The organism is Klebsiella sp. FDAARGOS_511, assembly GCF_003812845.1.
GTDB lineage: Bacteria > Pseudomonadota > Gammaproteobacteria > Enterobacterales > Enterobacteriaceae > Klebsiella > Klebsiella grimontii.
In genome coordinates, this window is record NZ_CP033824.1 from 3875115 (window position 1) to 3899366 (window position 24252).

General features: G+C 56.0%; 22 protein-coding genes, 1 other RNA gene and 1 pseudogene. 10 read left to right on the forward strand and 14 right to left on the reverse strand.

Annotated elements, in window-relative coordinates; translation table 11 throughout:
* Nucleotides 1-6: 6 nt before the first annotated feature.
* Nucleotides 7-765 carry a M48 family metallopeptidase gene (locus EGY08_RS19760; RefSeq protein WP_017145438.1) on the reverse strand — a complete coding sequence of 253 codons (759 nt, stop codon included), beginning with the start codon at nucleotides 763-765 and terminating at the stop codon, nucleotides 7-9.
* A gap of 278 nt (nucleotides 766-1043) precedes the next feature.
* Between EGY08_RS19760 and tkt the strand changes: the two genes are divergently transcribed.
* Nucleotides 1044-3035: a transketolase gene (gene tkt, locus EGY08_RS19765; protein ID WP_024358643.1), complete on the forward strand. Its 1992-nt coding sequence runs from the start codon at nucleotides 1044-1046 to the stop codon at nucleotides 3033-3035.
* 160 nt (nucleotides 3036-3195) lie between these two features.
* Here tkt and EGY08_RS19770 read toward each other — a convergent pair whose 3' ends face one another.
* From EGY08_RS19770 to EGY08_RS19790, 5 genes and pseudogenes are all read right to left on the reverse strand, one after another.
* Nucleotides 3196-3852: an ABC transporter ATP-binding protein gene (locus tag EGY08_RS19770; RefSeq protein ID WP_049112182.1), complete on the reverse strand. Its 657-nt coding sequence runs from the start codon at nucleotides 3850-3852 to the stop codon at nucleotides 3196-3198.
* Nucleotides 3846-4523, reverse strand: coding sequence for an energy-coupling factor ABC transporter ATP-binding protein (locus tag EGY08_RS19775; RefSeq protein WP_123828824.1), 678 nt, complete (start codon nucleotides 4521-4523; stop codon nucleotides 3846-3848). The genes EGY08_RS19770 and EGY08_RS19775 overlap by 7 nt, the downstream gene beginning before the upstream one ends.
* Before the next feature lie 104 nt (nucleotides 4524-4627).
* Nucleotides 4628-5218, reverse strand: a pseudogene (locus tag EGY08_RS19780) (energy-coupling factor transporter transmembrane component T); the annotation flags it as partial.
* On the reverse strand, nucleotides 5219-5797 hold the full coding sequence (locus EGY08_RS19785) for an ECF transporter S component (RefSeq protein WP_004125055.1): 579 nt from the start codon (nucleotides 5795-5797) through the stop codon (nucleotides 5219-5221).
* Nucleotides 5798-5821: 24 nt separating this feature from the next.
* Nucleotides 5822-6247, reverse strand: a complete 426-nt coding sequence (locus tag EGY08_RS19790; protein WP_123828825.1) for a PPC domain-containing DNA-binding protein — start codon at nucleotides 6245-6247, stop codon at nucleotides 5822-5824.
* Nucleotides 6248-6624: 377 nt separating this feature from the next.
* Between EGY08_RS19790 and epd the strand changes: the two genes are divergently transcribed.
* The 7 genes from epd to srsR all read left to right on the forward strand — a co-directional run bounded on the left by epd (nucleotide 6625) and on the right by srsR (nucleotide 13743).
* The gene (gene epd, locus EGY08_RS19795) at nucleotides 6625-7644 is read left to right on the forward strand and encodes an erythrose-4-phosphate dehydrogenase (protein WP_123828826.1); all 1020 of its coding nucleotides are present in this window, start codon (nucleotides 6625-6627) and stop codon (nucleotides 7642-7644) included.
* A 51-nt stretch (nucleotides 7645-7695) separates the two neighbouring features.
* Nucleotides 7696-8859 (forward strand): phosphoglycerate kinase, encoded by a 1164-nt coding sequence (gene pgk / locus EGY08_RS19800; protein WP_004125049.1) that lies wholly within the window; start codon nucleotides 7696-7698, stop codon nucleotides 8857-8859.
* Nucleotides 8860-8956: 97 nt separating this feature from the next.
* Nucleotides 8957-10036: a class II fructose-bisphosphate aldolase gene (gene fbaA, locus EGY08_RS19805; RefSeq protein ID WP_004125043.1), complete on the forward strand. Its 1080-nt coding sequence runs from the start codon at nucleotides 8957-8959 to the stop codon at nucleotides 10034-10036.
* A gap of 189 nt (nucleotides 10037-10225) precedes the next feature.
* Nucleotides 10226-11083, forward strand: a complete 858-nt coding sequence (locus EGY08_RS19810; RefSeq protein WP_004125028.1) for a small-conductance mechanosensitive channel MscS — start codon at nucleotides 10226-10228, stop codon at nucleotides 11081-11083.
* Nucleotides 11084-11232: 149 nt separating this feature from the next.
* Nucleotides 11233-11868 carry an arginine exporter ArgO gene (gene argO / locus EGY08_RS19815; RefSeq protein WP_032741948.1) on the forward strand — a complete coding sequence of 212 codons (636 nt, stop codon included), beginning with the start codon at nucleotides 11233-11235 and terminating at the stop codon, nucleotides 11866-11868.
* 90 nt (nucleotides 11869-11958) lie between these two features.
* Nucleotides 11959-12726, forward strand: a complete 768-nt coding sequence (locus EGY08_RS19820; RefSeq protein ID WP_004125023.1) for an oxidative stress defense protein — start codon at nucleotides 11959-11961, stop codon at nucleotides 12724-12726.
* Nucleotides 12727-12846: 120 nt separating this feature from the next.
* Complete coding sequence (srsR, locus tag EGY08_RS19825) at nucleotides 12847-13743, forward strand: LysR family transcriptional regulator SrsR (RefSeq protein ID WP_004125020.1); 897 nt, start codon at nucleotides 12847-12849, stop codon at nucleotides 13741-13743.
* On the opposite strand, the gene EGY08_RS19830 is transcribed toward srsR, so the two are convergent.
* The 5 genes from EGY08_RS19830 to argP form a co-directional block, all read right to left on the reverse strand.
* Nucleotides 13740-15206, reverse strand: a complete 1467-nt coding sequence (locus tag EGY08_RS19830) for an acetyl-CoA hydrolase/transferase family protein (protein ID WP_123828827.1) — start codon at nucleotides 15204-15206, stop codon at nucleotides 13740-13742. The genes srsR and EGY08_RS19830 overlap by 4 nt on opposite strands.
* Before the next feature lie 24 nt (nucleotides 15207-15230).
* Nucleotides 15231-16016 (reverse strand): methylmalonyl-CoA decarboxylase, encoded by a 786-nt coding sequence (gene scpB / locus EGY08_RS19835; protein WP_004125013.1) that lies wholly within the window; start codon nucleotides 16014-16016, stop codon nucleotides 15231-15233.
* Nucleotides 16017-16026: 10 nt separating this feature from the next.
* The gene (gene meaB / locus EGY08_RS19840) at nucleotides 16027-17022 is read right to left on the reverse strand and encodes a methylmalonyl Co-A mutase-associated GTPase MeaB (protein ID WP_123828828.1); all 996 of its coding nucleotides are present in this window, start codon (nucleotides 17020-17022) and stop codon (nucleotides 16027-16029) included.
* The gene (scpA, locus tag EGY08_RS19845; RefSeq protein WP_049112566.1) at nucleotides 17015-19159 is read right to left on the reverse strand and encodes a methylmalonyl-CoA mutase; all 2145 of its coding nucleotides are present in this window, start codon (nucleotides 19157-19159) and stop codon (nucleotides 17015-17017) included. Before scpA ends, meaB begins: the two co-directional genes overlap by 8 nt.
* A 198-nt stretch (nucleotides 19160-19357) precedes the next feature.
* The gene (gene argP / locus EGY08_RS19850) at nucleotides 19358-20251 is read right to left on the reverse strand and encodes a DNA-binding transcriptional regulator ArgP (RefSeq protein ID WP_004105608.1); all 894 of its coding nucleotides are present in this window, start codon (nucleotides 20249-20251) and stop codon (nucleotides 19358-19360) included.
* A 169-nt stretch (nucleotides 20252-20420) separates the two neighbouring features.
* Between argP and rpiA the strand changes: the two genes are divergently transcribed.
* Nucleotides 20421-21080, forward strand: coding sequence for a ribose-5-phosphate isomerase RpiA (rpiA, locus tag EGY08_RS19855; RefSeq protein WP_004125006.1), 660 nt, complete (start codon nucleotides 20421-20423; stop codon nucleotides 21078-21080).
* Nucleotides 21081-21349: 269 nt separating this feature from the next.
* On the forward strand, nucleotides 21350-22582 hold the full coding sequence (serA, locus tag EGY08_RS19860) for a phosphoglycerate dehydrogenase (protein WP_004125005.1): 1233 nt from the start codon (nucleotides 21350-21352) through the stop codon (nucleotides 22580-22582).
* Between the two features lie 377 nt (nucleotides 22583-22959).
* On the opposite strand, the gene EGY08_RS19865 is transcribed toward serA, so the two are convergent.
* From EGY08_RS19865 to zapA, 3 genes are all read right to left on the reverse strand, one after another.
* Entirely contained in the window at nucleotides 22960-23556 is a 597-nt protein-coding gene (locus EGY08_RS19865; protein WP_049114439.1) for a 5-formyltetrahydrofolate cyclo-ligase, read from the reverse strand.
* A 101-nt stretch (nucleotides 23557-23657) separates the two neighbouring features.
* Nucleotides 23658-23841: non-coding RNA, 6S RNA (gene ssrS / locus EGY08_RS19870), on the reverse strand.
* Between the two features lie 41 nt (nucleotides 23842-23882).
* A complete protein-coding gene (gene zapA, locus EGY08_RS19875; RefSeq protein WP_004105598.1) occupies nucleotides 23883-24212 on the reverse strand; it encodes a cell division protein ZapA in 330 nt (109 codons plus the stop codon).
* Between the last annotated feature and the right edge of the window lie 40 nt (nucleotides 24213-24252).

Genomic DNA, 24252 nt, shown 5'->3' on the forward strand with positions numbered 1-24252 from the left:
CGGGGCTTACTTGATCCCGTCGGCCTTCATGCGATCGCGGATATGTTGAGCGCGTTCTTCCGATGCCGGGTGGTCATCAAACATGGAGCTTTGGCGTCCGGCTTCCAGCTTTGCCAGTTTCTCGAAGCTGGTGGCGAGGCCTGCCGGATTAATGCCGCGCTTGCGCAGCAGATCGTACGAGTAGTCGTCCGCTTCAGACTCCTGACGCTGAGAGAACTGCGAGTTCACCAGCTTCTCGCCCAGATCGCCCAGCTGCGACTGCGACAGGCTACCGACGATGCCGCCCGCGGAGGCCGCCGCCGCGCGTACCGCGTTGGTGCCTAATGCCACCTGCATGCCTTTCTTCACGTGGCCCAGCGCAACGTGACCCATTTCGTGGCCGATAACCGCTTCGACTTCATTATCATTCATCAAATCCATCAGCCCGCTATAAACGCGGATGCAGCCGTTAGCCATGGCGAAGGCGTTAACGTCTTTAGTTTGATACACCTTGTAGTTCACCGGCTGGCCGTTGATGTTGTCCCCCAGCGCAGCGGCGATTTTACTCAGACGTTTACTGTATTCACTGCTGGCAGGCGCGATAGTCGCTTTCGCATCCATCTCCTGACAGGCTTTGTCGCTTAAGGCTTTTACCTGCTCGTCGCTGAGTGAATAAGCCTGGAAAGCCTCCGCGCCGGAGCTAAGCAGGCCGTTGGAATCCATGTTCTGGCATCCGGTAAGCGTGGCTGCGATCCCAAGGGCAAGAAGAGCTGAGCGAATTTTCATTTTTTATCTTCCACAATCTTATGGTTATTTATCCGAAAAAACGGCGATGGCTACCTGCCGTATCCTGTGCAAATTATAAATACTATATGAGAATGCGGGCGAGAGGATTACGCCGTAGCACAACGTGTTCCAGAGATTTCTTAAACGGCAAAAGGATGCTCCATGTACATGCTTTGCCGCTTAGGTTACATTGTTCACACTTTTTTCCGGCGTAGCCCAAAACGCGCTGTCGTCAAGTCGTTGCGGGCATGGCCTTCATTATCCGATCTGGAGTCAAAATGTCCTCACGTAAAGAGCTTGCTAACGCTATTCGTGCGCTGAGCATGGACGCAGTACAGAAAGCCAAATCCGGTCACCCGGGTGCCCCGATGGGTATGGCTGACATTGCCGAAGTCCTGTGGCGTGATTTCCTGAATCATAACCCGCAGAACCCGTCCTGGGCCGACCGCGACCGTTTTGTCCTGTCCAACGGCCACGGTTCCATGCTGATTTACAGCTTGCTGCACCTCACCGGTTATGATCTGCCGATTGAAGAGCTGAAGAACTTCCGTCAGCTGCACTCTAAAACGCCGGGTCACCCGGAAGTCGGCTACACCGCGGGCGTGGAAACCACTACCGGTCCGCTGGGGCAGGGTATTGCGAATGCGGTTGGTATGGCCATCGCGGAGAAAACTCTGGCGGCGCAGTTCAACCGCCCGGGCCACGACATTGTTGACCACTTCACCTACGCGTTCATGGGCGACGGCTGCATGATGGAAGGTATCTCTCACGAGGTATGCTCCCTGGCCGGTACCCTGAAGCTTGGCAAGCTGGTGGCGTTCTATGACGACAACGGCATCTCTATCGACGGTCATGTAGAAGGTTGGTTCACCGATGACACCGCGAAGCGTTTTGAAGCCTACGGCTGGCACGTGGTGCGCGGCGTTGACGGCCACGATGCTGACTCGATTAAACGCGCGGTAGAAGAAGCGCGTGCGGTCACCGACAAACCGTCCCTGCTGATGTGCAAAACCATTATTGGTTTCGGTTCGCCGAACAAAGCCGGTACCCACGACTCCCACGGCGCGCCGCTGGGCGACGCGGAAATCGCGCTGACCCGCGAAGCGCTCGGCTGGAAACACCCGGCATTTGAAATCCCGTCTGAAATCTATGCCCAGTGGGATGCCAAAGAAGCCGGCCAGGCGAAAGAGTCCGCGTGGAACGAGAAATTTGCCGCCTACGCCAAAGCCTTCCCGCAGGAAGCCGCCGAGTTTACTCGTCGTATGAAAGGCGACATGCCGGCTGACTTCGATGCGAAAGCGAACGAGTTCATCGCGAAGCTGCAGGCTAACCCGGCGAAAATCGCCAGCCGTAAAGCATCTCAGAACGCCATTGAAGCCTTCGGCCCGCTGCTGCCTGAGTTCCTTGGCGGTTCCGCTGACCTGGCGCCAAGTAACCTGACCCTGTGGTCCGGTTCTAAAGCGATCAACGAAGACACTGCCGGTAACTACATCCACTACGGCGTGCGCGAATTCGGTATGACCGCGATTGCCAACGGTATCGCTCTGCACGGCGGTTTCCTGCCGTACACCTCTACCTTCCTGATGTTCGTCGAGTATGCGCGTAACGCGGTACGTATGGCCGCGCTGATGAAACAGCGTCAGGTAATGGTCTACACCCACGACTCCATCGGTCTGGGCGAAGACGGCCCGACTCACCAGCCGGTAGAGCAGGTGGCTTCCCTGCGCGTCACGCCGAACATGTCCACATGGCGTCCGTGCGACCAGGTGGAATCCGCCATCGCGTGGAAATATGGCGTTGAGCGTCAGGACGGCCCGACCGCGCTGATTCTGTCTCGTCAGAACCTGGCGCAGCAGGAGCGTACTGAAGAGCAGCTGGCGAACGTTGCCCGCGGCGGCTACGTGCTGAAGGATTGTGCCGGTCAGCCGGAACTGATCTTCATCGCCACCGGCTCTGAAGTTGAGCTGGCGGTTGCCGCTTACGAAAAATTGACTGCCGAAGGCGTGAAGGCGCGCGTGGTTTCCATGCCGTCCACCGACGCGTTCGACAAGCAGGATGCCGCTTACCGTGAAGCCGTGCTGCCGAAAGCCGTCTCTGCGCGCGTGGCCATCGAAGCGGGTATCGCCGACTACTGGTTCAAATACGTGGGCCTGAACGGCGCGATCGTTGGCATGACCACTTTCGGTGAGTCTGCGCCGGCGGAGCTGCTGTTTGAAGAGTTTGGCTTCACCGTGGATAACGTTGTCGCCAAAGCGAAAGCACTGCTGTAGTCCTTTCACCCCTCCCGGGGGCGGCGCGGTAAAGCGGCGCCTTGCCCGGCCTACAGGCCAGCACGGTCGGGTGGCCCGGACAGGTGCGCAGCACCGCCGCTGGGGAAGAATTTGATTGTCACCGTAAAAAAACGGGTCGCTCAAGCGGCCCGTTTCTTTTTCAGGAAATACTCAGCAGTCTGCCCTTTTCCAGGCGCACCATGCGGGAAAAGTGGCGCTGGATAAAAGCCGGGTCATGGCTGATAGCCACTACGCTGGTCCCCCTCTTGCGGCAAACCGCAAGCCACTCCTCAAATATCGTCAGCCAGTGCGGGTCAAAATCGCGGCTGGGTTCGTCGAGCAGCAGAATTGCTGGCGCCATCGCTTCCAGACAGGCGACGGCAACCATGCGGCGCTGGGCGGTATGCAAATCCAGCGGATGCGCATCGGCGACATCCTCTAACTGGCAAAGCTGCAGCGCTGCCGCGGTGCGTTGAGTAACTTCTGTGGCAGGCCGTTTCTGTAGCCGCAGCCCGAAGGCGATTTCTTCAGCCACCCTGCTGTGAAAGATTTGATTTTCAGCTTCCTGAAACAATACGCCGAGCATACCGGCGCGATGGCGATTTTTATAATGCGCCATCGGTTTATCCAGCAGATTGACGGTACCGGACGTGGCGGGTAGCAGTCCGGCCATCACCCGCAGCAGGGTGGATTTCCCCGCGCCGTTATCGCCGGTGAGCGCCAGCCATTCGTTTTCACAGAGGTTTAGCGAGATGTTTTGCAAACAGTCTGCCGCCGCGCCGGGCCAGCGATAAGTCACCTGATTTAACGTCAGCATAGTGGGAAAATCGCTCCATCATGCAGTCGCCATCCCTGCTGACACCAGGCAAGAAAAGGCGAGGGGGTTCGTTCAAAAAGGATAATCAAGGAACGCTGCGCCTGCGCCCAATGCTGCAAGCGCACAAGAAGCATGGTGCTTGCCTGCGCTGTCAAACGGCTAAACGCTTCATCCAGAATCAATATCCTGGGCTGCATGACGAGCGCGCTGGCAATGACTACCCGCTGGGTTTCTCCCCCGGAGAGCGTCGCCGGGTGGCGATGACGTAACGCCTGGCACGCTGTCAGCGTCAGCGCTTCATCAATACGGCGCATAATCTCGTCTTCGCTGAGGCAGAGATTTTCAGGTCCAAAAGTGACCTCTTCTTCGACGCTGAAGGTACAGCCGGAAAGCTGGAGATAGGGGGATTGTTGAACCAACTGGATGGTGCTCGCCTGTTCGACGAGCGACAACTGTCCGATAGGGTTCCCGAGTAACGTTCCTTTACCTTCAGTTTCTCCGGGGAGGAAATCCGGATACCAGCCCGCCATCAACTGCGCAAGCGTACTTTTTCCGCTGCCGTTATCGCCAAAAATCGCCACCATACCGGGCTCGGCGTAGTGAAAATCGAAGCAGGCAGGTGGGCGCGCGGCATGGGTTGGAAGATAGCGAAACTGTTCTAATGTAACCATATCCAGACTCCGGTCTCGGCTATCATCAGCACCACCATGGCGTAGCGTGCCCAACGCTGTAAGGGGCTGTCCGGCGGCGCCCACAGTGTGGTGCGTGTCCGATGCAGGCGAAATCCTCGCATATCCAGCGCCGCACCGCGTACGGCTAAATCGTTGAGCGCATTATGGGTAAGCGGCACAATCAATGCAGGCATCGCGCGTAAACGATGATACCAGGCCTCATCCAGCGGTACGCCCCGTGCGCGCTGGGCCTCATGAATAATCGCCAGTTGACGTTTGAGTTGCTCGACAACCAGCAACGGGCCGGCAAACAGATAGGCGAGACCCGGCGGCAAGCGGGAGGCAAACAGGGCGCGCATAAACCGCGAAACCGGCACGTAGTGCATCCACAGCTGCGATGTTGATACGATGGCCAGGATCCGCAGCCAGAGCGTGACGGCATTGGCCCAACGTTCAGGTTCACGCGCTTGTCCACCGATCCATTCGCTCAACCAGCCGCCGTGCACCAGCCACAGGCCTAACCCTAAAGGGATCATCAGCCAGAGTACGTATTTTGCCCGTGGTCGCGTGGCCTTCATTCCCAGTAAACAAATGAAAGTTAGCGCGCTATAAAGGCTTAATGGCGTACCCGCGGGGAGCAGGAGCGTGGAGCAGGCGGCGAGCGCCCACAGGCTTAATGAAGTAAAGGGATGCATTTAGCGTACAGCAGACATGGTTGGGAAATGGCGCGTTGTGCGCAGCGGAAGCTGGCGCAACAGGACCCAGACGATGACCGCCGTCAGGATTTTATCGACCAGGTTCGCGCCAAGCACGGTAATCGCGACGGACTCCACCAGATTCTGGCCGACCGAGTGCATCCAGGCGACAAAGAGATCGGCACCGCTGCCGGTAACGCCGCCAAACAACGTAGTGCGAATAGGCACGGCGACAAGCGTGACGGCAAGAGTAATGATGATACCGCTGACCACCACTTTCGGTAAGGTGCGAAACCATCCCGTCCGCGCCAGCCATCCGGCCACCAGCCCGATAACCATCGCCACCGGAGCGAAGGCGGCGGCGATAGGATCGGTCAACAACCCCCACAGCAGGTTAGTGAGTAGGCCAGTCAGCATTCCGACCACCGGGCCTAACAGCACCGCGCTGATTAAGGTGCCAATAGAGTCGAGAAAAATCGGTAATTTCAGCATGCTGATCAGCTGCCCGCCGACCATATTGATGGCAATAGCAATGACGATCAGGGCCAGAGACTGGCTGGAAAATTGGCGACGCGCCATAGAAGACCTCGTTTAAGTGAAGCGTTAGCGGGATGAAATGACCAGTTCGTCATAGCCGGACACCGCGCACGGCTGACGGCTAAACGCCACGGAGGTCAGTTCGCCGATCACCAGTTCAAGAGTGGTGCGGACGGTACAGCCGGGCATCATATGGCCGCCGAGCATGGCGCCTTGCGGATCGGACAGGGATAAATGGAGATGTTCTCCGGTTAATTCCAGCGTGCCATTCAGAGAAATCACCTCATATATTCCGTTCAATAAGGTGGTTTCATCCTGACCTGCAAAGCGTAACGCTACGTTGCTTAGGCTGCCGGTACAGCCGGCTATCCAGACGGCCTGAATATGGTGTTGCTGCACGAACGCGCGCAGACGGGAAAAAACCTCCTCGCCCGGAAGTAAGCGAAGCGCATAGTAACGTGCCGCAGAGGGCTGAATGTGGGGAATTGTCATGATTTTAGAGGGACTCCGAGACTCGGACGTAACGGTAATAATATCGCCGCTCTTCAGTATAGTTTCTGATATAAATCAGTATTAGCGGCCCGGCAACGAAAAGATATTGCTACGCTTATTCGCCATTCTGGAATATGGAATAAATTCCCCAGCAGATAGCGCGAAAGTGTGATGTAAGTCAGATAAATGGTTTCTCCAGCTGGACAATCATTCCTTTTATTCCTTGTTTGGCTTATTCTAGCTGAAGCGTTTCAGTCGTCTAAATGTTCGACAATTAATCAATCAGTCGCAGTTTGCGACAGGTAAGGTTTCCCTCAGAGCGTTGCTGCATTACTCTGTCAGCCACCTCTTATCATGGACAGCCTTGCAGGAGACCTATGACCATACGCATTGCGATTAATGGCTTCGGTCGCATCGGGCGTAACGTGGTTCGTGCTTTGTATGAATCCGGGCGTCGTGCGGAAATTACCGTGGTGGCAATCAATGAACTGGCGGATGCTGCCGGCATCGCGCATTTGTTGAAATATGACACCAGCCATGGGCGCTTTGCCTGGGATGTTCGCCAGGAGAGAGAGCAGCTGTTTGTCGGCGATGATGCTATTCGCCTGCTGCATGAGTCTTCCCTTGAGGTGTTGCCGTGGCGTGAGCTGGCGGTGGATGTGGTGCTTGATTGTACGGGCGTTTACGGCAGCCGTGAACATGGCGAAGCCCATCTTCAGGCTGGCGCGAAGAAGGTGCTCTTTTCACACCCTGGCGGCAACGATCTCGACGCAACGCTTGTTTTTGGCGTCAATCATGATGAACTGCGAGCCGAGCACCGTATCGTCTCCAACGCCTCCTGCACGACCAACTGCATTATTCCGGTCATTAAACTATTAGATGATGCCTACGGCATAGAGTCAGGAACGGTAACGACGATCCACTCATCAATGAACGATCAGCAGGTCATTGATTCCTGGCATCCGGATTTGCGTCGTACGCGAGCAGCCAGTCAGTCGATTATCCCGGTTGATACTAAGCTTGCTGCGGGGATTACGCGTTTTTTCCCTCAGTTTAACGATCGTTTCGAAGCGATTGCGGTGCGTGTGCCGACCATTAATGTGACGGCTATCGACCTTAGCGTCACGGTGAAAAAACCGGTAAAAGCAAGTGAAGTCAACCAGTTGCTGCAAAAAGCAGCACAGGGTGCATTTCATGGTATAGTTGACTATACGGAATTACCGTTAGTCTCGATAGATTTCAACCACGATCCGCATAGCGCCATTGTTGATGGCACGCAAACGCGAGTAAGTGGCGCGCATTTGATCAAAACGCTGGTCTGGTGCGATAACGAATGGGGCTTTGCTAACCGGATGCTCGATACCACGTTAGCGATGGCCGCACAAGGTTTCAGGTAAGGCGCGCAGGCGCCTGCAAAACTTTATCAAGAATCAACGAGAGGATTCACCATGTCTGTAATTAAGATGACCGATCTGGATCTGGCTGGTAAACGCGTTTTTATCCGTGCTGATCTGAACGTACCGGTTAAAGAAGGGAAAGTAACCAGCGACGCGCGTATCCGTGCTTCTCTGCCGACCATCGAACTGGCCCTGAAGCAGGGTGCGAAAGTGATGGTCACTTCCCATCTGGGTCGTCCTACCGAAGGCGAGTACAACGAAGAATTCTCTCTGCTGCCGGTTGTTAACTACCTGAAAGACAAACTGTCTAACCCGGTACGTCTGGTTAAAGATTACCTGGACGGCGTAGAAGTCGCTGCCGGTGAGCTGGTGGTTCTGGAAAACGTTCGCTTTAACAAAGGCGAGAAGAAAGACGACGAAGCGCTGTCGAAAAAATACGCTGCGCTGTGCGATGTATTCGTCATGGACGCGTTCGGTACCGCTCACCGCGCGCAGGCGTCTACTCACGGTATCGGCAAATTCGCTGACGTGGCTTGCGCAGGTCCGCTGCTGGCCGCTGAGCTGGACGCTCTGGGTAAAGCGCTGAAAGAACCGGCTCGTCCGATGGTCGCTATCGTGGGTGGTTCTAAAGTTTCCACTAAGCTGACCGTTCTGGATTCCCTGTCTAAAATCGCTGACCAGCTGATCGTCGGCGGCGGCATCGCCAACACCTTCGTTGCCGCTCAGGGCCACAACGTTGGTAAATCCCTGTACGAAGCCGATCTGGTTGACGAAGCTAAACGCCTGCTGACGACCTGCGATATCCCGGTTCCGACTGACGTTCGCGTGGCAACCGAGTTCTCTGAAACCGCAACCGCCACCCTGAAATCTGTTAACGACATTAAAGATGAAGAGCAGATTCTGGACCTGGGCGATGCTTCCGCAGAGAAACTGGCTGAAATCCTGAAAAATGCGAAAACCATCCTGTGGAACGGCCCGGTCGGCGTGTTCGAATTCCCGAACTTCCGCAAAGGGACGGAAATCGTGGCTAACGCCATCGCAGACAGCGAAGCGTTCTCTATCGCCGGCGGCGGCGACACTCTGGCAGCAATCGACCTGTTCGGCATTGCTGACAAAATCTCCTACATCTCCACCGGCGGCGGCGCATTCCTCGAATTCGTGGAAGGTAAAGTTCTGCCGGCAGTAGCCATGCTCGAAGAGCGCGCTAAGCAGTAATTCAGTTCAGGCGGGGAGACCCGCCTGTTTTTCAGCGCGCGTAAAAGCTCGCGAACCTTCTTCAACGGTCGAAGATACAGATACAGGACTACGTAACATGTCTAAAATTTTTGATTTCGTAAAACCGGGCGTCATCACTGGCGACGACGTTCAGAAAGTGTTCCAGGTAGCTAAAGAAAACCAATTTGCTCTGCCAGCGGTAAACTGCGTGGGTACTGATTCCATCAACGCCGTTCTGGAAGCAGCTGCAAAAGTTCGTTCTCCGGTTATCGTTCAGTTCTCTAACGGCGGCGCTGCGTTCATCGCGGGCAAAGGCGTGAAAACTGACGTTCCTCAGGGCGCAGCCATCCTGGGCGCTATCTCTGGCGCGCATCACGTTCATCAGATGGCTGAGCACTACGGTGTTCCGGTTATTCTGCACACCGACCACTGCGCGAAGAAACTGCTGCCGTGGATCGATGGTCTGCTGGACGCTGGTGAAAAACACTTCGCTGCAACCGGCAAACCGCTGTTCTCTTCTCACATGATCGACCTGTCTGAAGAGTCCCTGCACGAAAACATCGAGATCTGTTCTAAGTACCTGGCGCGTATGGCCAAAATGGACATGACTCTGGAAATCGAACTGGGCTGCACCGGCGGCGAAGAAGACGGCGTGGACAACAGCCACATGGATGCTTCTGCGCTGTACACCCAGCCGGAAGACGTTGATTACGCGTACACCGAGCTGAGCAAAATCAGCCCGCGTTTCACTATCGCCGCTTCCTTCGGTAACGTACACGGCGTTTACAAGCCGGGCAACGTAGTACTGACCCCGACTATCCTGCGCGACTCCCAGGAATACGTTTCTAAGAAACACAACCTGCCGCACAACAGCCTGAACTTCGTATTCCACGGTGGTTCCGGTTCTTCCGCTCAGGAAATCAAAGACTCCGTAAGCTACGGCGTGATCAAAATGAACATCGATACCGATACCCAATGGGCAACCTGGGACGGTATCCTGCAGTACTACAAAACTAACGAAGCTTACCTGCAGGGCCAACTGGGCAACCCGAAAGGCGAAGACCAGCCGAACAAGAAATACTACGATCCGCGCGTATGGCTGCGCGCTGCACAGACTTCCATGGTGACGCGTCTGGAGCAGGCATTTAAAGAGCTGAACGCGATCGACGTTCTGTAAGAAAATTTCGTTTCTTACCCGGAAGCCCGCAGAAATGCGGGCTTTTTTATTATTGGAACAACATGAAGTTTTGCTAAATAAATGTGATCAATTTGGCAAAACGCACTGTTATTGTTTACCCTTAACCTGTTTGCAATTATCAGGTTTGGTTATTTTATTTCCCGTCCGGGTATCCATAAGGAAAGTTGAATGGAAGATTTGAACGTTGTCGATAGCATAAATAACGCCGGTTCATGGCTGGTGCGCAATCAGGCATTACTGCTGAGCTATGCCGTCAACATCGTCGCGGCTCTCGCGATTATTATTGTCGGCTTGATCGTGGCGCGCATTGTTTCCAATACTGTGAATCGCCTGATGCGGGCGCGGCATATCGATGCCACCGTTGCCGATTTTCTTTCTGCGCTGGTGCGCTATGCCGTTATTGCTTTTACGCTGATCGCCGCTCTGGGCCGCGTGGGCGTGCAAACCGCCTCGGTCATTGCCGTCCTCGGCGCCGCGGGTTTAGCTGTAGGTCTGGCGCTGCAGGGCTCGCTGTCTAACCTTGCCGCTGGCGTCCTGCTGGTGGTCTTCCGCCCATTTCGCGCCGGTGAATACGTTGACCTGGGCGGCATCGCGGGAACCGTGCTGAACGTGCAGATTTTTTCTACGACCCTGCGCAGCGCGGATGGCAAAATCGTGGTGGTGCCGAACGGTAAAATCATCGCCGGGAATATCATCAACTTCTCCCGCGAGCCGGTGCGCCGCAACGAATTTATCATTGGCGTGGCCTACGATGCTGATATTGATAAAGTGAAGCAACTGCTCACTAATATTATCGAATCGGATGAGCGTATCCTCAAAGATCGTGAAATGACCGTTCGTCTGAATGAACTGGGCGCGTCATCGGTGAACTACGTGGTACGCGTATGGAGTAAAAGTAGCGATCTGCAAAGCGTTTACTGGGATGTTCTGGAGCGCATTAAGCGCGACTTTGACGCCAACGGCATCGGCTTCCCGTATCCGCAGATGGATGTGCATGTGATTCGTCCGCAGGAAAAAACAGAGTAGTTTTCCCCTCCAAAAGGCCGGTATGCCCGGCCTTTTATTCGAACCTGATTATTAGATTGGCTTATCAATGATTAATGTTTTCAATTTCCTCTAATGATATTTGCGCGCTATATTCCCGGCATTGACTCTTTCAGTGGAAATCACTCCCCATGTTATCGTATTACTTTCAGGGCCTTGCTCTGGGAGCGGCCATGATTTTGCCGCTCGGCCCGCAAAACGCCTTTGTGATGAATCAGGGCATTCGCCGTCAGTACCATCTGATGATCGCGCTGCTGTGCGCCATCAGCGATCTGCTGCTGATTTGCGCCGGGATTTTTGGCGGCAGCGCGCTGCTGATGCAATCGCCGTGGCTGCTGGCGCTGGTGACCTGGGGCGGCGTCGCTTTTTTATTGTGGTACGGTTTTGGCGCGCTGAAAACGGCCTTTAGCAGCAATCTGGAGCTGGCCAGCGCGGAAGTGATGAAGCAAGGGCGCTGGAAAATTATCGTCACCATGCTGGCGGTGACCTGGCTGAATCCCCACGTTTATCTGGATACGTTTGTGGTGCTCGGAAGTCTCGGCGGGCAGCTGGCGATGGAGCCGAAGCGCTGGTTTGCCTTAGGCACCATCAGCGCATCGTTCTTGTGGTTCTTTGGCCTGGCTCTGCTGGCCGCCTGGCTGGCTCCGCGCCTGCGTACGGCGAAGGCGCAGCGCATTATCAACGTGTTGGTCGGTCTGGTGATGTGGGTCATTGCCTTCCAGCTGGCGAATGACGGCTTCGCCCATGTGCAGGCGCTGCTTAACTAAGCCTTGTCCGATGGACTTTCTCCGCGTAAGCGCTAAGCTTGCTGGCATGCGTCTGTGTATAGACGACCAATGTAATATGGAGAAACGACAGTGAAGTTAAAAGTCATGGCCCTGGCGGCGGCACTCGGATTTAGCGCAATGGCAGTTCAGGCAAACGAGTTGCCAAACGGCCCACATATCGTCACTTCAGGTACCGCCAGCGTCGCTGCGGTTCCTGATATCGCTACGCTGGCGATTGAAGTAAACGTCTCCGCGAAAGACGCGGCATCCGCTAAAAAACAGGCCGATGAGCGCGTGGCCCAGTATCTCTCCTTCCTGGAGAAGAGCGGCATTGCGAAGAAAGACATTAACTCAGCTAACCTGCGTACCCAGCCTGATTATGACTATCAGAACGGCAAAAGCATTCTCAAGGGCTATCGTGCGGTGCGTAGCGTTGAAGTGACGCTGCGCCAGCTGGATAAGCTCAACGGTCTGTTAGATGGGGCGCTTAAAGCCGGTCTGAATGAGATCCGTTCAGTCTCACTGGGCGTGGCGCAGCCGGACGCTTATAAAGATAAAGCGCGTAAAGCGGCGATTGATGATGCCATTCACCAGGCTCAGGAGCTGGCTACCGGCTTCCACGGCAAACTGGGGCCAGTCTATAGCGTTCGCTATCATGTCTCCAATTACCAGCCAAGCCCGATGGTGCGGATGATGAAGGCCGATGCGGCGCCGGTTTCTGCCCAGGAAACCTACGAGCAGGCAACCATTCAATTTGATGACCAGGTGGACGTGGTGTTTGAGCTGCAACCGACCCAGCCTGCGCCAGCACCTGCTGAACCGGCGAAACCCGCCGAACAACCCAAAGCGGCGCAGTAATCCCATCGCCCGGCCTTCGCGCCGGGCTTTTTCTGTGACTATCTGTAAAAGTGAGAGCGCGACAAAAGTCTTTTCCCTGAATGAGGTAAGGATATATCCCTGTTCGACTATGAGGTGAGCATGGATATCTTTATTTCGAAAAAAATGCGCAATTTCATTTTGTTGGCGCAGACTAACAACATCGCCAGAGCGGCGGAAAAAATCCATATGACCGCGTCTCCCTTCGGCAAAAGCATTGCTGCGCTCGAGGATCGGATAGGCTATACGCTATTTACCCGCAAAGATAACAGCATCAGCCTCAATAAAGCGGGGCAGGAGCTCTATCAGAAGCTGTTTCCCATTTATCAGCGCTTATCGGCCATCGATAACGAAATTCACTTTTCCGCGCGCCGCTCGCGCAACGTCGTCATTGGCATAGACAATACCTATCCGACGATTATTTTCGATCAGCTCATCAGCCTGGGCGATAAATACGATGGGGTGACCACCCAGGCCGTAGAGTTCAGCGAGAATGGGGTGATTGATAATCTGTTTGACCGTCAGCTCGATTTTATTATCTCACCGCAGCACGTTTCGGCCCGCGTGCAGGAGCTGGAAAATCTGACCATTAGCGAACTCGCGCCGCTGCGTCTTGGGTTTCTGGTTTCCCGCCGTTATGAAGATAGGCCGCCGCAGGAACTTTTACGTGAGCTGCCCTGGCTGCAGATGCGCTTCCAGAACCGGGCCAATTTTGAGGCAATGTTGGACGCGTATATGCGCCCCAGCGGGATCAACCCGACGATTATCTATCGTCCCTACAGCTTTATGGCCAAAATTAGCGCCGTAGAGCGGGGGCAGTTTTTGACGGTTATTCCTTACTTCGCCTGGCGTCTGGTCAACCCGGCGAAGCTGAAGTACTTCGATGCGCCCGGCAGCGCGATGTATATGCAGGAGTATCTCTATTCGCTGAAAAACCATCGCTATACCGCCACGATGCTTCAGCACATTACTGAGGATCGCGTCGGTACGGAGGACTAGCCGAGCATGGAGCCGTACTCAAGCAGATTACGATGCAGGTCGAACGCGTGGGCGAGGTCGTGATGAATATGCCCACCGGGCGCGTTATCCAGGTAGCGGTGTAAATAGTCCCGATAGAGCGGGTGCGCGCAGTTATCAATGATGACGCGGGCGCGTTGCAGCGGCGATAGCCCGCGCAGGTCGGCGATCCCCTGCTCGGTCACGATCACCTTTACGCTGTGCTCGCTGTGATCGACGTGGCTGCACATTGGCACGATAGTAGAGATTTTTCCCTCTTTGGCGATGGAGGGGGCCATAAAGATAGAGAGCCAGGCGTTGCGCTCAAAATCGCCGCTGCCGCCGATACCGTTCATCAGATTCACCCCGGCCACGTGCGTGGAATTAGCGTGGCCGTAGATATCAAACTCCAGCCCCACGTTGAGGGCGATAACCCCGAGGCGGCGGATAATTTCTGGATTATTGGAGATCTCCTGCGGGCGCAGGACAATACGGCTGGCGAAGAAATCCATGTTGTCGTAAATCTTGCGCAAAGCATCGGCGGATACCGTCAGGCTGGAGGCGCTGACGCCGGTAATTTTCCCGCTTTCCAGCAGATTAACCACCGACTCCTGTAATACCTCCGAATACATCATAAAAGCGGGAATATCCGGATTCTCACCCAGCCGCGCCATAACCGCGTTATTGATATTGCCCACGCCGCTTTGCAGCGGCAGAAATTCAGGCGGGATGCGTCCGCGAGCTATTTCTTCGAGCAGAAAGGTGACCACGTTATCGGCGATTTGCTGACACACGGGATTGACTTTATCAAGCGCATTGCCGGCGTCGGGCAGTTCGGTCTCCACGACCGCGACAATCTTTTGCGGATCGATTTGCACGTACCGACTGCCCACGCGATCCATCGCATGAAAGATGGCGATGCTGTTGCGCCGCGGCGGGGCGCCGGGGATGACGATATCAGCCAGCTCGGCGACGCGCGGATTGTGGTAGAGATTAAGCTCGATGATCACTTTCTTCGCCCGCAGCAGCCAGGTTGGCGCGTTGCCGATACCGCTGGTGAGCCAGACTCGTCCGTCCGGCGCGATAGCCGAGGCTTCGATCACCGCGACATCAATCTCGCCAAAGAAGCCGTAGTTGACCATTTGCGCCACTTCGCTCAGGTGCAGGTCGACAAACCTCACCTCCCCTTGGTTGATTTTTTGCCGCAGCCCGGAGGCGGTCTGATACGGTGCACGCCACGAGACGGCATCGGCCGCCGAGAGCGCATCATCGGCGGCGGCGCTGATGGAGGCGCCGGTCAGCAGGCGGATCTGGAAAGGCTGCTGCGCCTGATGTAATACACCGGCGCGGCGAGCGATGGCCGCGGGTAGCGCTTTAGGCGAACCGGCGGGCGTGAACCCGCTGAACGCAACCATCTGGTCATGCTGGATAATCTCCGCCGCTTCATCGGCGCTCATCCGTTTCATTTTATACTCCTTAACCCGGCGTGATTAATGGCCGACGAACTGAGGTTTACGCTTTTCCATAAACGCGCTCATGCCTTCCTGATAATCCTCGCTGTCGTAAACGGCGCGACGCATTCCCTGAATACGTTCAAACTCATCGGAATTCATGGTGTGCGCTTCGCCAAGCACGCGCAGCTCTTCCTTAATAACCGCGATCGCCAGCGGTGCTTTCTCGGAGATGTGGTGTGCCATCTGCAAGGTAAAATCCTCCAGTTCGTCGGCGTCCACCACGTGATTGAGAATACCGACCGCCAGCGCGCGCTGGGCGGTAATCGGCAGGGCGGTGAAAATCAGCTCTTTCACGATGTGAAAGCCGGCGTCGCGGGTCAGATTGTGAATGCCGACCAGGTTGTAGGGCACGCCGAGATTCACCGGCGTCATAGAGAACGTTGACGTGCTGGCGGCGATGATCAGATCGGAGCTCATGATCATCTCAAACGCGCCGCCCCAGACGCTTCCTTCGACCATGGAGATCACCGGTTTCGGATATTTTTGGATCATGCGGGTGATCTGACGCAGCGGATCGTCATAGGAGAGCGGATCGCGGCGGCCGCTGGGCAGTTCATGGATGTCATGGCCGGCGGAGAAGACTTTTGCGCCCCCGGGCGCGCGTAAAATAACGCAGCGTATTTCCGGCCGGTTGAGATCGCTCAGCGCCTGCATCAGATCGTCGATGAACACCTTGCTTAAGGCGTTGAGCTTGCGGCTATAGTTGAACTCAATGACCGCGACTTTCTGAATAATTTCGACATTAACATATTGATAAGACATAAATATCCTTTCACGCAAAGTAATGATTCTGGAGAAATTCGCTAATCTGCCGCAGGCCGGTGCGCGGCGAGAGGCCGTTGTTTTTCACCGCCTGTAGCGTCTGCTGGAAGTAGCGCTCGAAGTCGGTTCGGGCAAACAGCAGGTGCAGCGCCTCGGTTTCGGTCTGCTTTTGCAGCCACTCCAGCGCCTGGCGCTGGCGCAGTTTTTCAAGCTCTCCGCTGTCAGTCAGGGTTGTTTTGAAATCCAGAACAGCGAGCCAGACGGCTTCGATGCCGCTCCGCTCCAGCGCGCTACAGCTCAAAACGCGCGGCTGCCACGCGGCGTGCTTGCGGCGTAGAATATGCAGGGCGGATTCATACATATGCCGGGTGATGGCGACGCTGGCGCGATTCTCGCCATCATCTTTATTGATGACGACAATATCCGCCATCTCCATAATTCCTTTCTTGATGCCCTGCAGATCGTCACCGCCGCCGGCGATCTGCAGCGAGATAAAGCAGTCCACCAGGCGGGAGACTTCGGTTTCCGACTGACCGACGCCGACGGTTTCGACAATCACCACATCGTAGCCCGCCGCTTCGCACAGCAGTATCAGCTCCCGCGCGCGCAGGCTGGTGCCACCGAGATGGCCGCTTGAGGGCACCGGGCGGATAAAGGCCGAATCCGATCGCGCCAGGTCGATCATGCGCGTTTTGTCGCCAAGGATGCTGCCGCCGCTGACCGGGCTGCTCGGATCGACCGCGATCACCGCAACCCGCAGGCCATGTCGAATCAGCAGCATGCCGAAGGTTTCCAGAAAGGTACTCTTTCCAGCTCCCGGCGTGCCGGTGACGCCAAGGCGCAGGGTGTTGCCGGTGAAGGGCATAATCGCATCCAGCAGCTGGGCGCTCAGCGCCTGGTGGCGTGGATGCTGACTCTCTACCAGCGTCATGGCCTGGGCAAGCGTGGCCCGTTCGCCCAAACGTAATCGCCGAATGGCGTCGGTCAGGGTGGATAGGTTAATCATGATGCTGGCTAATCCGCGTCAGGACGTCACGCACGCTCTCCAGCATCGGCGTGCCGGGGCCGTAAATGGCGGCCACGCCGCGGGCCTGCAGAAAGGCGTAATCCTGCGGCGGGATGACGCCGCCGGCGATGACGCAGATATCTTCCCGCCCCCATTTTTTCAGCGCGGCGACCAGCTCGGGGATCAGGGTTTTGTGGCCTGCCGCCAGCGATGAGGCGCCAACCACGTGCACGTCGTTTTCTATCGCCAGACGAGCAATCTCTTCCGGCGTGGAAAACATCGGGCTCAGGTCAACATCGAAGCCGAGATCGGAATAGGCGCTGGCGATCACCTTGGCGCCGCGATCGTGCCCATCCTGGCCCATTTTGGCGATCAGAATGCGCGGTCGGCGGCCGTTATCCATCAGGAACCGTTCGGTTTGCGCAACAATGGCGTCAAATTCGCAGGCGGCTGTGTCTGACTGATGGTAGCTTTGCGCAATCACGCCTGTGACGCACTGGCTGGGTACCAGATAGCGGTCAAACGCCGCCTCCAGCGCGTCGGAGATTTCCCCCAGGGTGGCGCGAACGCGGGCGGCGTTTATCGCGGCGGCCAGCAGATTTTCATGATGCTGCGCGGCGTGGGTGAGGGCGTTCAGCGCGGCTTTTACCGTCACATCGTCACGCTGAGCGCGAATTTTTTCCAGCGAGGCGATCTGCTCGTTGCGCACCTTGACGTTGTCGATCTCCAGCACCGCTGTTTTATCCTCTTTTTCCAGCTTGTACTTATTAACGCCGACGATGACGCGCTTGCCCTGATCGATCAGCGATTGTTCGCGGGCGGAGGCCTCTTCGATCATCCGTTTCGGCAGTCCGGCTTCGATCGCCTTAGCCATTCCACCCGCCTCGGCGATCTGTTGAATAATGGCCCGCGCCTCCTTGACGATGCGATCGGTCAGCGACTCCACGTAATACGATCCGGCCAGCGGATCCACGGTGCGGCAGATCTCCGACTCCTCCTGAATGATGATCTGCGTATTACGCGCGATGCGGGCGGAAAAGTCGGTCGGCAGGCCGAGCGCCTCGTCAAAGGCGTTGGTGTGCAGCGACTGGGTGCCGCCAAGCGTGGCGCCGAGCGCTTCGATGGTGGTACGGATCACGTTGTTATACGGATCTTGCTCGGTGAGGCTCCAGCCGGAGGTCTGGCAATGGGTGCGCAGGGCTAAGGATTTCGGATTGGTGGCGCCGAAGCCGCTTACCGCTTCGCTCCACAGATAGCGGGCGGCGCGCAGCATCGCAACGTTCATAAACAGATCCATGCCGATGCCGAAGAAAAACGACAGGCGCGGCGCGAAGTCGTCAATTTTCAGCCCGGCGGAGAGCGCGGCCTTGATATATTCGATACCGTCCGCCAGCGTAAAGGCCACCTGCTGCACGCAGTTAGCTCCCGCTTCACCCATGTGGTAGCCGCTGATGCTGATGGTGTTAAAGCGCGGCATATTGCCCGAACACCAGGCGATGATGTCGGCGATAATGCGCATTGAGGGTTTTGGCGGGTAAATATAGGTATTCCGGCATAGATACTCTTTCAGAATATCGTTCTGGATTGTCCCGGTGAGCTGTTCCGGCGCAACCCCTTGTTCTTCCGCCGCGACGATATAAAACGCCATCACCGGCAGCACCGCGCCGTTCATGGTCATCGACACGGACATCTTATCCAGCGGGATCCGATCGAACAGAATTTTCATATCTTCGACGGTATCGATCGCCACGCCCGCTTTACCGACGTCGCCCGCCACGCGTGGGTTATCGGAGTCATAGCCCCGGTGAGTGGCGAGGTCGAAGGCGACGGAAAGTCCTTTCTGCCCGGCCGCGAGGTTGCGGAGATAGAAGGCGTTGGACTCTTTGGCGGTAGAGAAACCGGCGTACTGGCGGATGGTCCACGGCTGCGCGGTGTACATGGTGGCGCGCGGGCCGCGAACGTAAGGCGGCAGACCGGGCAGGGTGCCGGTCACTTCCAGATTATCAAGATCGGCTTTGGTATACAGCGGCTTAACGGCGATGCCCTCTGCCGTCTGTTTGATCAGGTCGTCGACGGTTTTTTCCCGCCGGCTAAGCTCTTTGTTGGCGAGCGTTTGCCACTCCTGCAACTCAGACATGTTGTGCTCCGTATTCGCAATAAAATGGGGTATTGCGAATACGGTGAGCTTTTTCATCGGCCCTGTCGCCAGCAAAAAACAGCCATCGATGCGTCGTTTTTTGCCGGATAAAATGTTTTATTTTGTGATGTATTTCAAAGATATGAGCAAAGAATGGTGGGGCACGCGGGCCGGAGGGCTCCGGCCTGCTTGCGGGGGTTAATCTTGCCTCAACACCTTGTGGCCGTAATCGATCAGCGCATCGGTCACCCGGCGCATCATGCGGCTTTCCGGCGCAAAACGGTGCCAGTAGAGCATCCGGCGCTGGAACAGGCCCGGCGTGAGGTTGATAAGCTCGCCGCTGTTCAGCTCTCTTTCAATTTGCAGATGCGGGATCATACAGCAGGTCGTTCCCTGGCGGGCCAGCTGCACGAAGGCTTCAGAAGAGTTGACGATATGGCAGGGCACGCTGCCCGGGGGTAAATCGAAGTTCTGCTGCAAAAAGGCCTGATGCATATCATCGAGATGATCGAATGCCACCACCGGTGCTTTCAGCAGCGCCGAGCGGGTCACTCCATTAGGGAAATAGCGTTGGGCAAACTCCTTCGAGGCGACGAACAGGTAGTCGAGGGCGCCGAGCTGATCGACCAGACAGCTTGGCAATGCCTGCGGCTGGATACTGACCGCGCCGACCACTTCGCCGCGGCGCAGGCGTTCCTGGGTCCGGGTCTCGTCTTCCACCTGCAGATTCAGGCGAATCGGGGAGTCCGAAAGCACGCTGGAAAGCGCGGGCAGCAGCCAGGTGGCCAGACTGTCGGCGTTGACCGCCAGCGATAGCAGCAGCGGCGTGGAGCCGGTTTGCTCATCGCCCAGCCACTCCTCTTCCAGCAGCTCAACCTGACGCAGCAGGGCCAGCAGCTTTTGCCCCTGTTCGGTAGGACGCGGCGGTACGGTTCGCACCAGCAGCGGCTGTCCAAACATGTTTTCCAGCTGTTTGATGCGCTGAGAGACGGCGGACTGCGTAATACAAAGCTTCTGCGCGGCGCGCTCAAACCCTCGTTCCCTGATTACCGCGTCCAGCGCCTGTAGTGTTCTGTAGTCCGGTCGTTTCATTGCTCTGGCGTGCCCCCTAATACTTTTCGTTAACTCGCACTATGACATAAATTTGTTTTTGATGAAGATGAAAAATTGGCGACTGCGTTGTGTGATCGCCGTCGCAGGGACAATGGCCCCCCTGATGTTCTATAATGCGCCACAGGAATTCACATCTCGGACCATAATCATGACGCAAGATGAACTGAAAAAAGCGGTAGGCTGGGCGGCATTGCAGTATGTACAACCGGGCACTATCGTTGGGGTCGGCACGGGCTCCACGGCGGCGCATTTTATTGATGCGCTGGGTACCATGAAAGGGCAGATTGAAGGAGCGGTTTCCAGCTCTGACGCCTCTACTGAAAAACTGAAAAGCCTCGGTATTACGGTTTTTGATCTGAACAGCGTTGACCGTCTTGGTATTTATGTGGACGGCGCAGATGAAATCAACGGCCACATGCAGATGATTAAGGGCGGCGGCGCCGCGCTGACGCGCGAGAAAATTATCGCCTCGGTCGCCGATAAATTTATCTGCATCGCCGATGCTTCCAAGCAGGTGGATATTCTAGGTAAATTCCCACTGCCGGTAGAGGTGATTCCGATGGCGCGCAGCGCCGTAGCGCGTCAGCTGGTTAAGCTGGGCGGCCGTCCGGAGTATCGTCAGGGCGTCGTGACCGATAACGGTAACGTGATCCTCGATGTGTTTGGTCTGGAAATTCTGGACGCTATTGCGCTGGAAAATACCATTAACGGTATTCCGGGCGTCGTGACCGTCGGCCTGTTTGCGAATCGTGGTGCGGATGTCGCGCTGATTGGTACCGCTGATGGTGTAAAAACTATCACTAAATAGTCTGATCCGAGGGAGCGAATCGCTCCCTCGCAAATATTTTTTCTCCAGGCCTATTTTGGTGACTTCTGTCACATTTATGCGCCTTGTCTCAGTAACAATCTACCTTTCTTTTACTTTCTGGTGTTTTGTCCTGCTATTTCCCGCTGATTGATATTTCTTCAGGATGCCGACGCAAACGTTCATATTGCCGCAATAGTTTTTTTTGATATGTTGCTGAGAAGAACTTTCGTTCCGCACGACATCAGTTAAGACAAAAACAGGACGGGGAAATGGCTAAGGTATCACTGGAAAAAGACAAGATTAAATTTCTGCTGGTTGAAGGTGTGCACCAAAAAGCGGTGGACAGCCTCCGCGCAGCGGGCTACACCAATATCGAATTTCATAAAGGCGCGCTGGATAGCGAAGATCTGAAAGCGTCCATCCGTGATGCCCATTTTATCGGCCTGCGTTCCCGTACTCATCTGACGGAAGAGATCTTCGCGGCGGCGGAGAAGCTGGTTGCGGTCGGTTGCTTCTGTATCGGCACCAACCAGGTTGATTTAAACGCGGCGGCAAAACGCGGTATCCCGGTGTTTAACGCCCCGTTCTCCAATACCCGTTCCGTTGCTGAACTGGTAATCGGCGAGCTGCTGCTTATGCTGCGCGGCGTACCGGCGGCAAACGCTAAAGCGCACCGCGGCGTATGGAACAAGCTGGCGGTCGGCAGCTTTGAAGCGCGTGGCAAAAAGCTGGGTATCATCGGCTATGGTCATATCGGCACGCAGTTGGGTATTCTGGCTGAATCGCTGGGGATGCACGTCTATTTTTATGATATCGAAAGCAAACTGCCGTTAGGTAACGCCACCCAGGTTCAGCATCTCTCTGATTTGTTGAACATGAGCGATGTGGTGAGCCTGCACGTGCCGGAAAACGCCTCGACGAAGAATATGATCGGCGCGGAAGAGCTGGCGCTGATGAAGCCCGGCGCGCTGCTGATCAACGCCTCCCGCGGCACCGTGGTGGATATCCCGGCGCTGTGCGATGCGCTTGCGAGCAAGCACCTGGCGGGCGCGGCGATCGACGTATTCCCGACCGAGCCGGCGACCAACAGCGATCCGTTCAACTCTCCGCTCTGTGAGTTCGACAACGTTATCCTGACCCCGCACATTGGCGGCTCCACTCAGGAAGCGCAGGAGAACATCGGTCTGGAAGTGGCGGGCAAGCTGGCGAAATACTCGGATAACGGTTCAACGCTCTCCGCGGTTAACTTCCCGGAAGTGTCTCTGCCGCTGCACGGCGGGCGCCGTCTGCTGCACATCCATGAAAACCGTCCGGGCGTTCTGACCGCGCTTAACCAGATTTTCGCGGCCCAGGGTATTAACATCGCGGCGCAGTATCTGCAGACCACTCCGCAAATGGGCTACGTGGTGATTGATATCGAAGCCGAAGAAGATGTCGCGCAGAGCGCGCTGCAGGCGATGAAGGCTATTCCTGGCACCATCCGCGCCCGTCTGCTGTTCTAACTCCTTTTTTGCCAGCGGGCAGGTCATCGACCTGCCCCTTGTCTCCTGATAGACCCTTCTGCCATTTCCCGTCACCACCCAAACGCTTTGCGAGGTCTGCCGCAAACGGCGATTAAAACCGTCGGAGGTCGTTGTGCCTGAAAGAAAGGGATTTACGATAAAGACTCAGCGTGGGGCTGAAACGGGAAAGCCCCTACCAAGGCAGGGGCTCTAAAAGGAAAGGGACGATGATGAGACTCTTCATCATGCTGCTTATCCTGTTAATCATCGCCTGGCCAGCATATTAACTGAGAGAATGCAGGAGGGAGGTTCGCCTCCCTCACCCTTTACCCAGGAATTTAGGTGAAAAAAACAGCAATGTCAATTGTTCGGGCGTTTTACCAGAGCCAGGTTTTTGACGGCGTGATGACCGCTGGCAGCGGGATATCCCACTGCTCCGTCGGTAGCGCGTCGACCTGCTGGCAATCATGCGCGTAGCCGACCGGCTGCAGGCGATGCCGCCGCCAGTTTTGCAGCGTCCGGTCGTAAAATCCGCCGCCCATACCCAGACGCTGTCCGGCGGCATCAAACGCGACCAGCGGCGTTACCAGTACATCCAGCCGGCTAAGCGGGAGGACATCGCGCACGTCGAGCTTCGGTTCGCGGATTTTCAGACGATTCACCACCAGATCGCTGCTTGGGTGGTAGTGCAGAAACAGAAGATTGCCGGGGCTGAACGGATGAAGCACGGGGAGATACACCCGTTTGCCCGCCCGCCAGAGCTGATCAATCAGCGGCCGCGTATCCAGCTCGCCGTCAAACGAAAGAAATACCGCGACCGTCTGCGCGAGCAGAACCGGCGTATACGCCATCATTCTGTCCGCCGCCTGGAGGGCGAACTGGGTTTGCTGCTCCGGCGTTAGCGCGCGTCGGCGCTGGCGGATCTGCTGACGAATTTGCTGCCTGGTATAGGGGGGATCTGACAGTAGAGTCATACCTGAGTCTCATCGGTAAGCAAACGATACAAACAGGCGTAGTTTAATACACGACGGCAAAAGCCGAAAATTAACTTAAGGGGGATGAAACGAAAAAGAAGGGAATCTCCGAGATGCCGCCGCAGGCTGTAACCCTTGAACCCTTGGTTCAAGGTGAATGTGTCGTCACAGTTTTAAGGCTTCTCGGACGGGCCGAGCATGCTCACCAACCGTGGAGCGCCACATTCTTGTGGTATGAAATATCGGCTCAGGGGACTGGCCCGCTTGCAAACATCTCAGAGAAATTTTGTTCTTGCGATTACTCTAACACAGTTAAATGCAAAGTGTTATTCAAACTTCTGCCCGGGTCTTTCGCTTATGCGACCTTGCTCAAGCAATGCTTGTTCGATGGTCTGCTGAAGCATCCGAATACGCTGCTCCATGCTGGCGGCGTAGTCGCGGGTTTTCGCTTTTTCCTGAGTCAACTCATAGCTGATGTTCAACGCGGCGATGAAGACCAGCTGCTCAGTATTTGTGACTCTAGTGCGTTCTTTTAAATCTTGCAACCGCTGATTCAGGTCGTCAGCTGCCTGGTTTAAGGCATCCCTTTGTTCAGGCGGGCAATTCACTCGTAGTGAACGGCCAAAAATTTGGAGATCTACGGGTTGTGCAGACATGCCACCTTCCTGCTGATTGACTGCGCGGCCTTCACGCCCT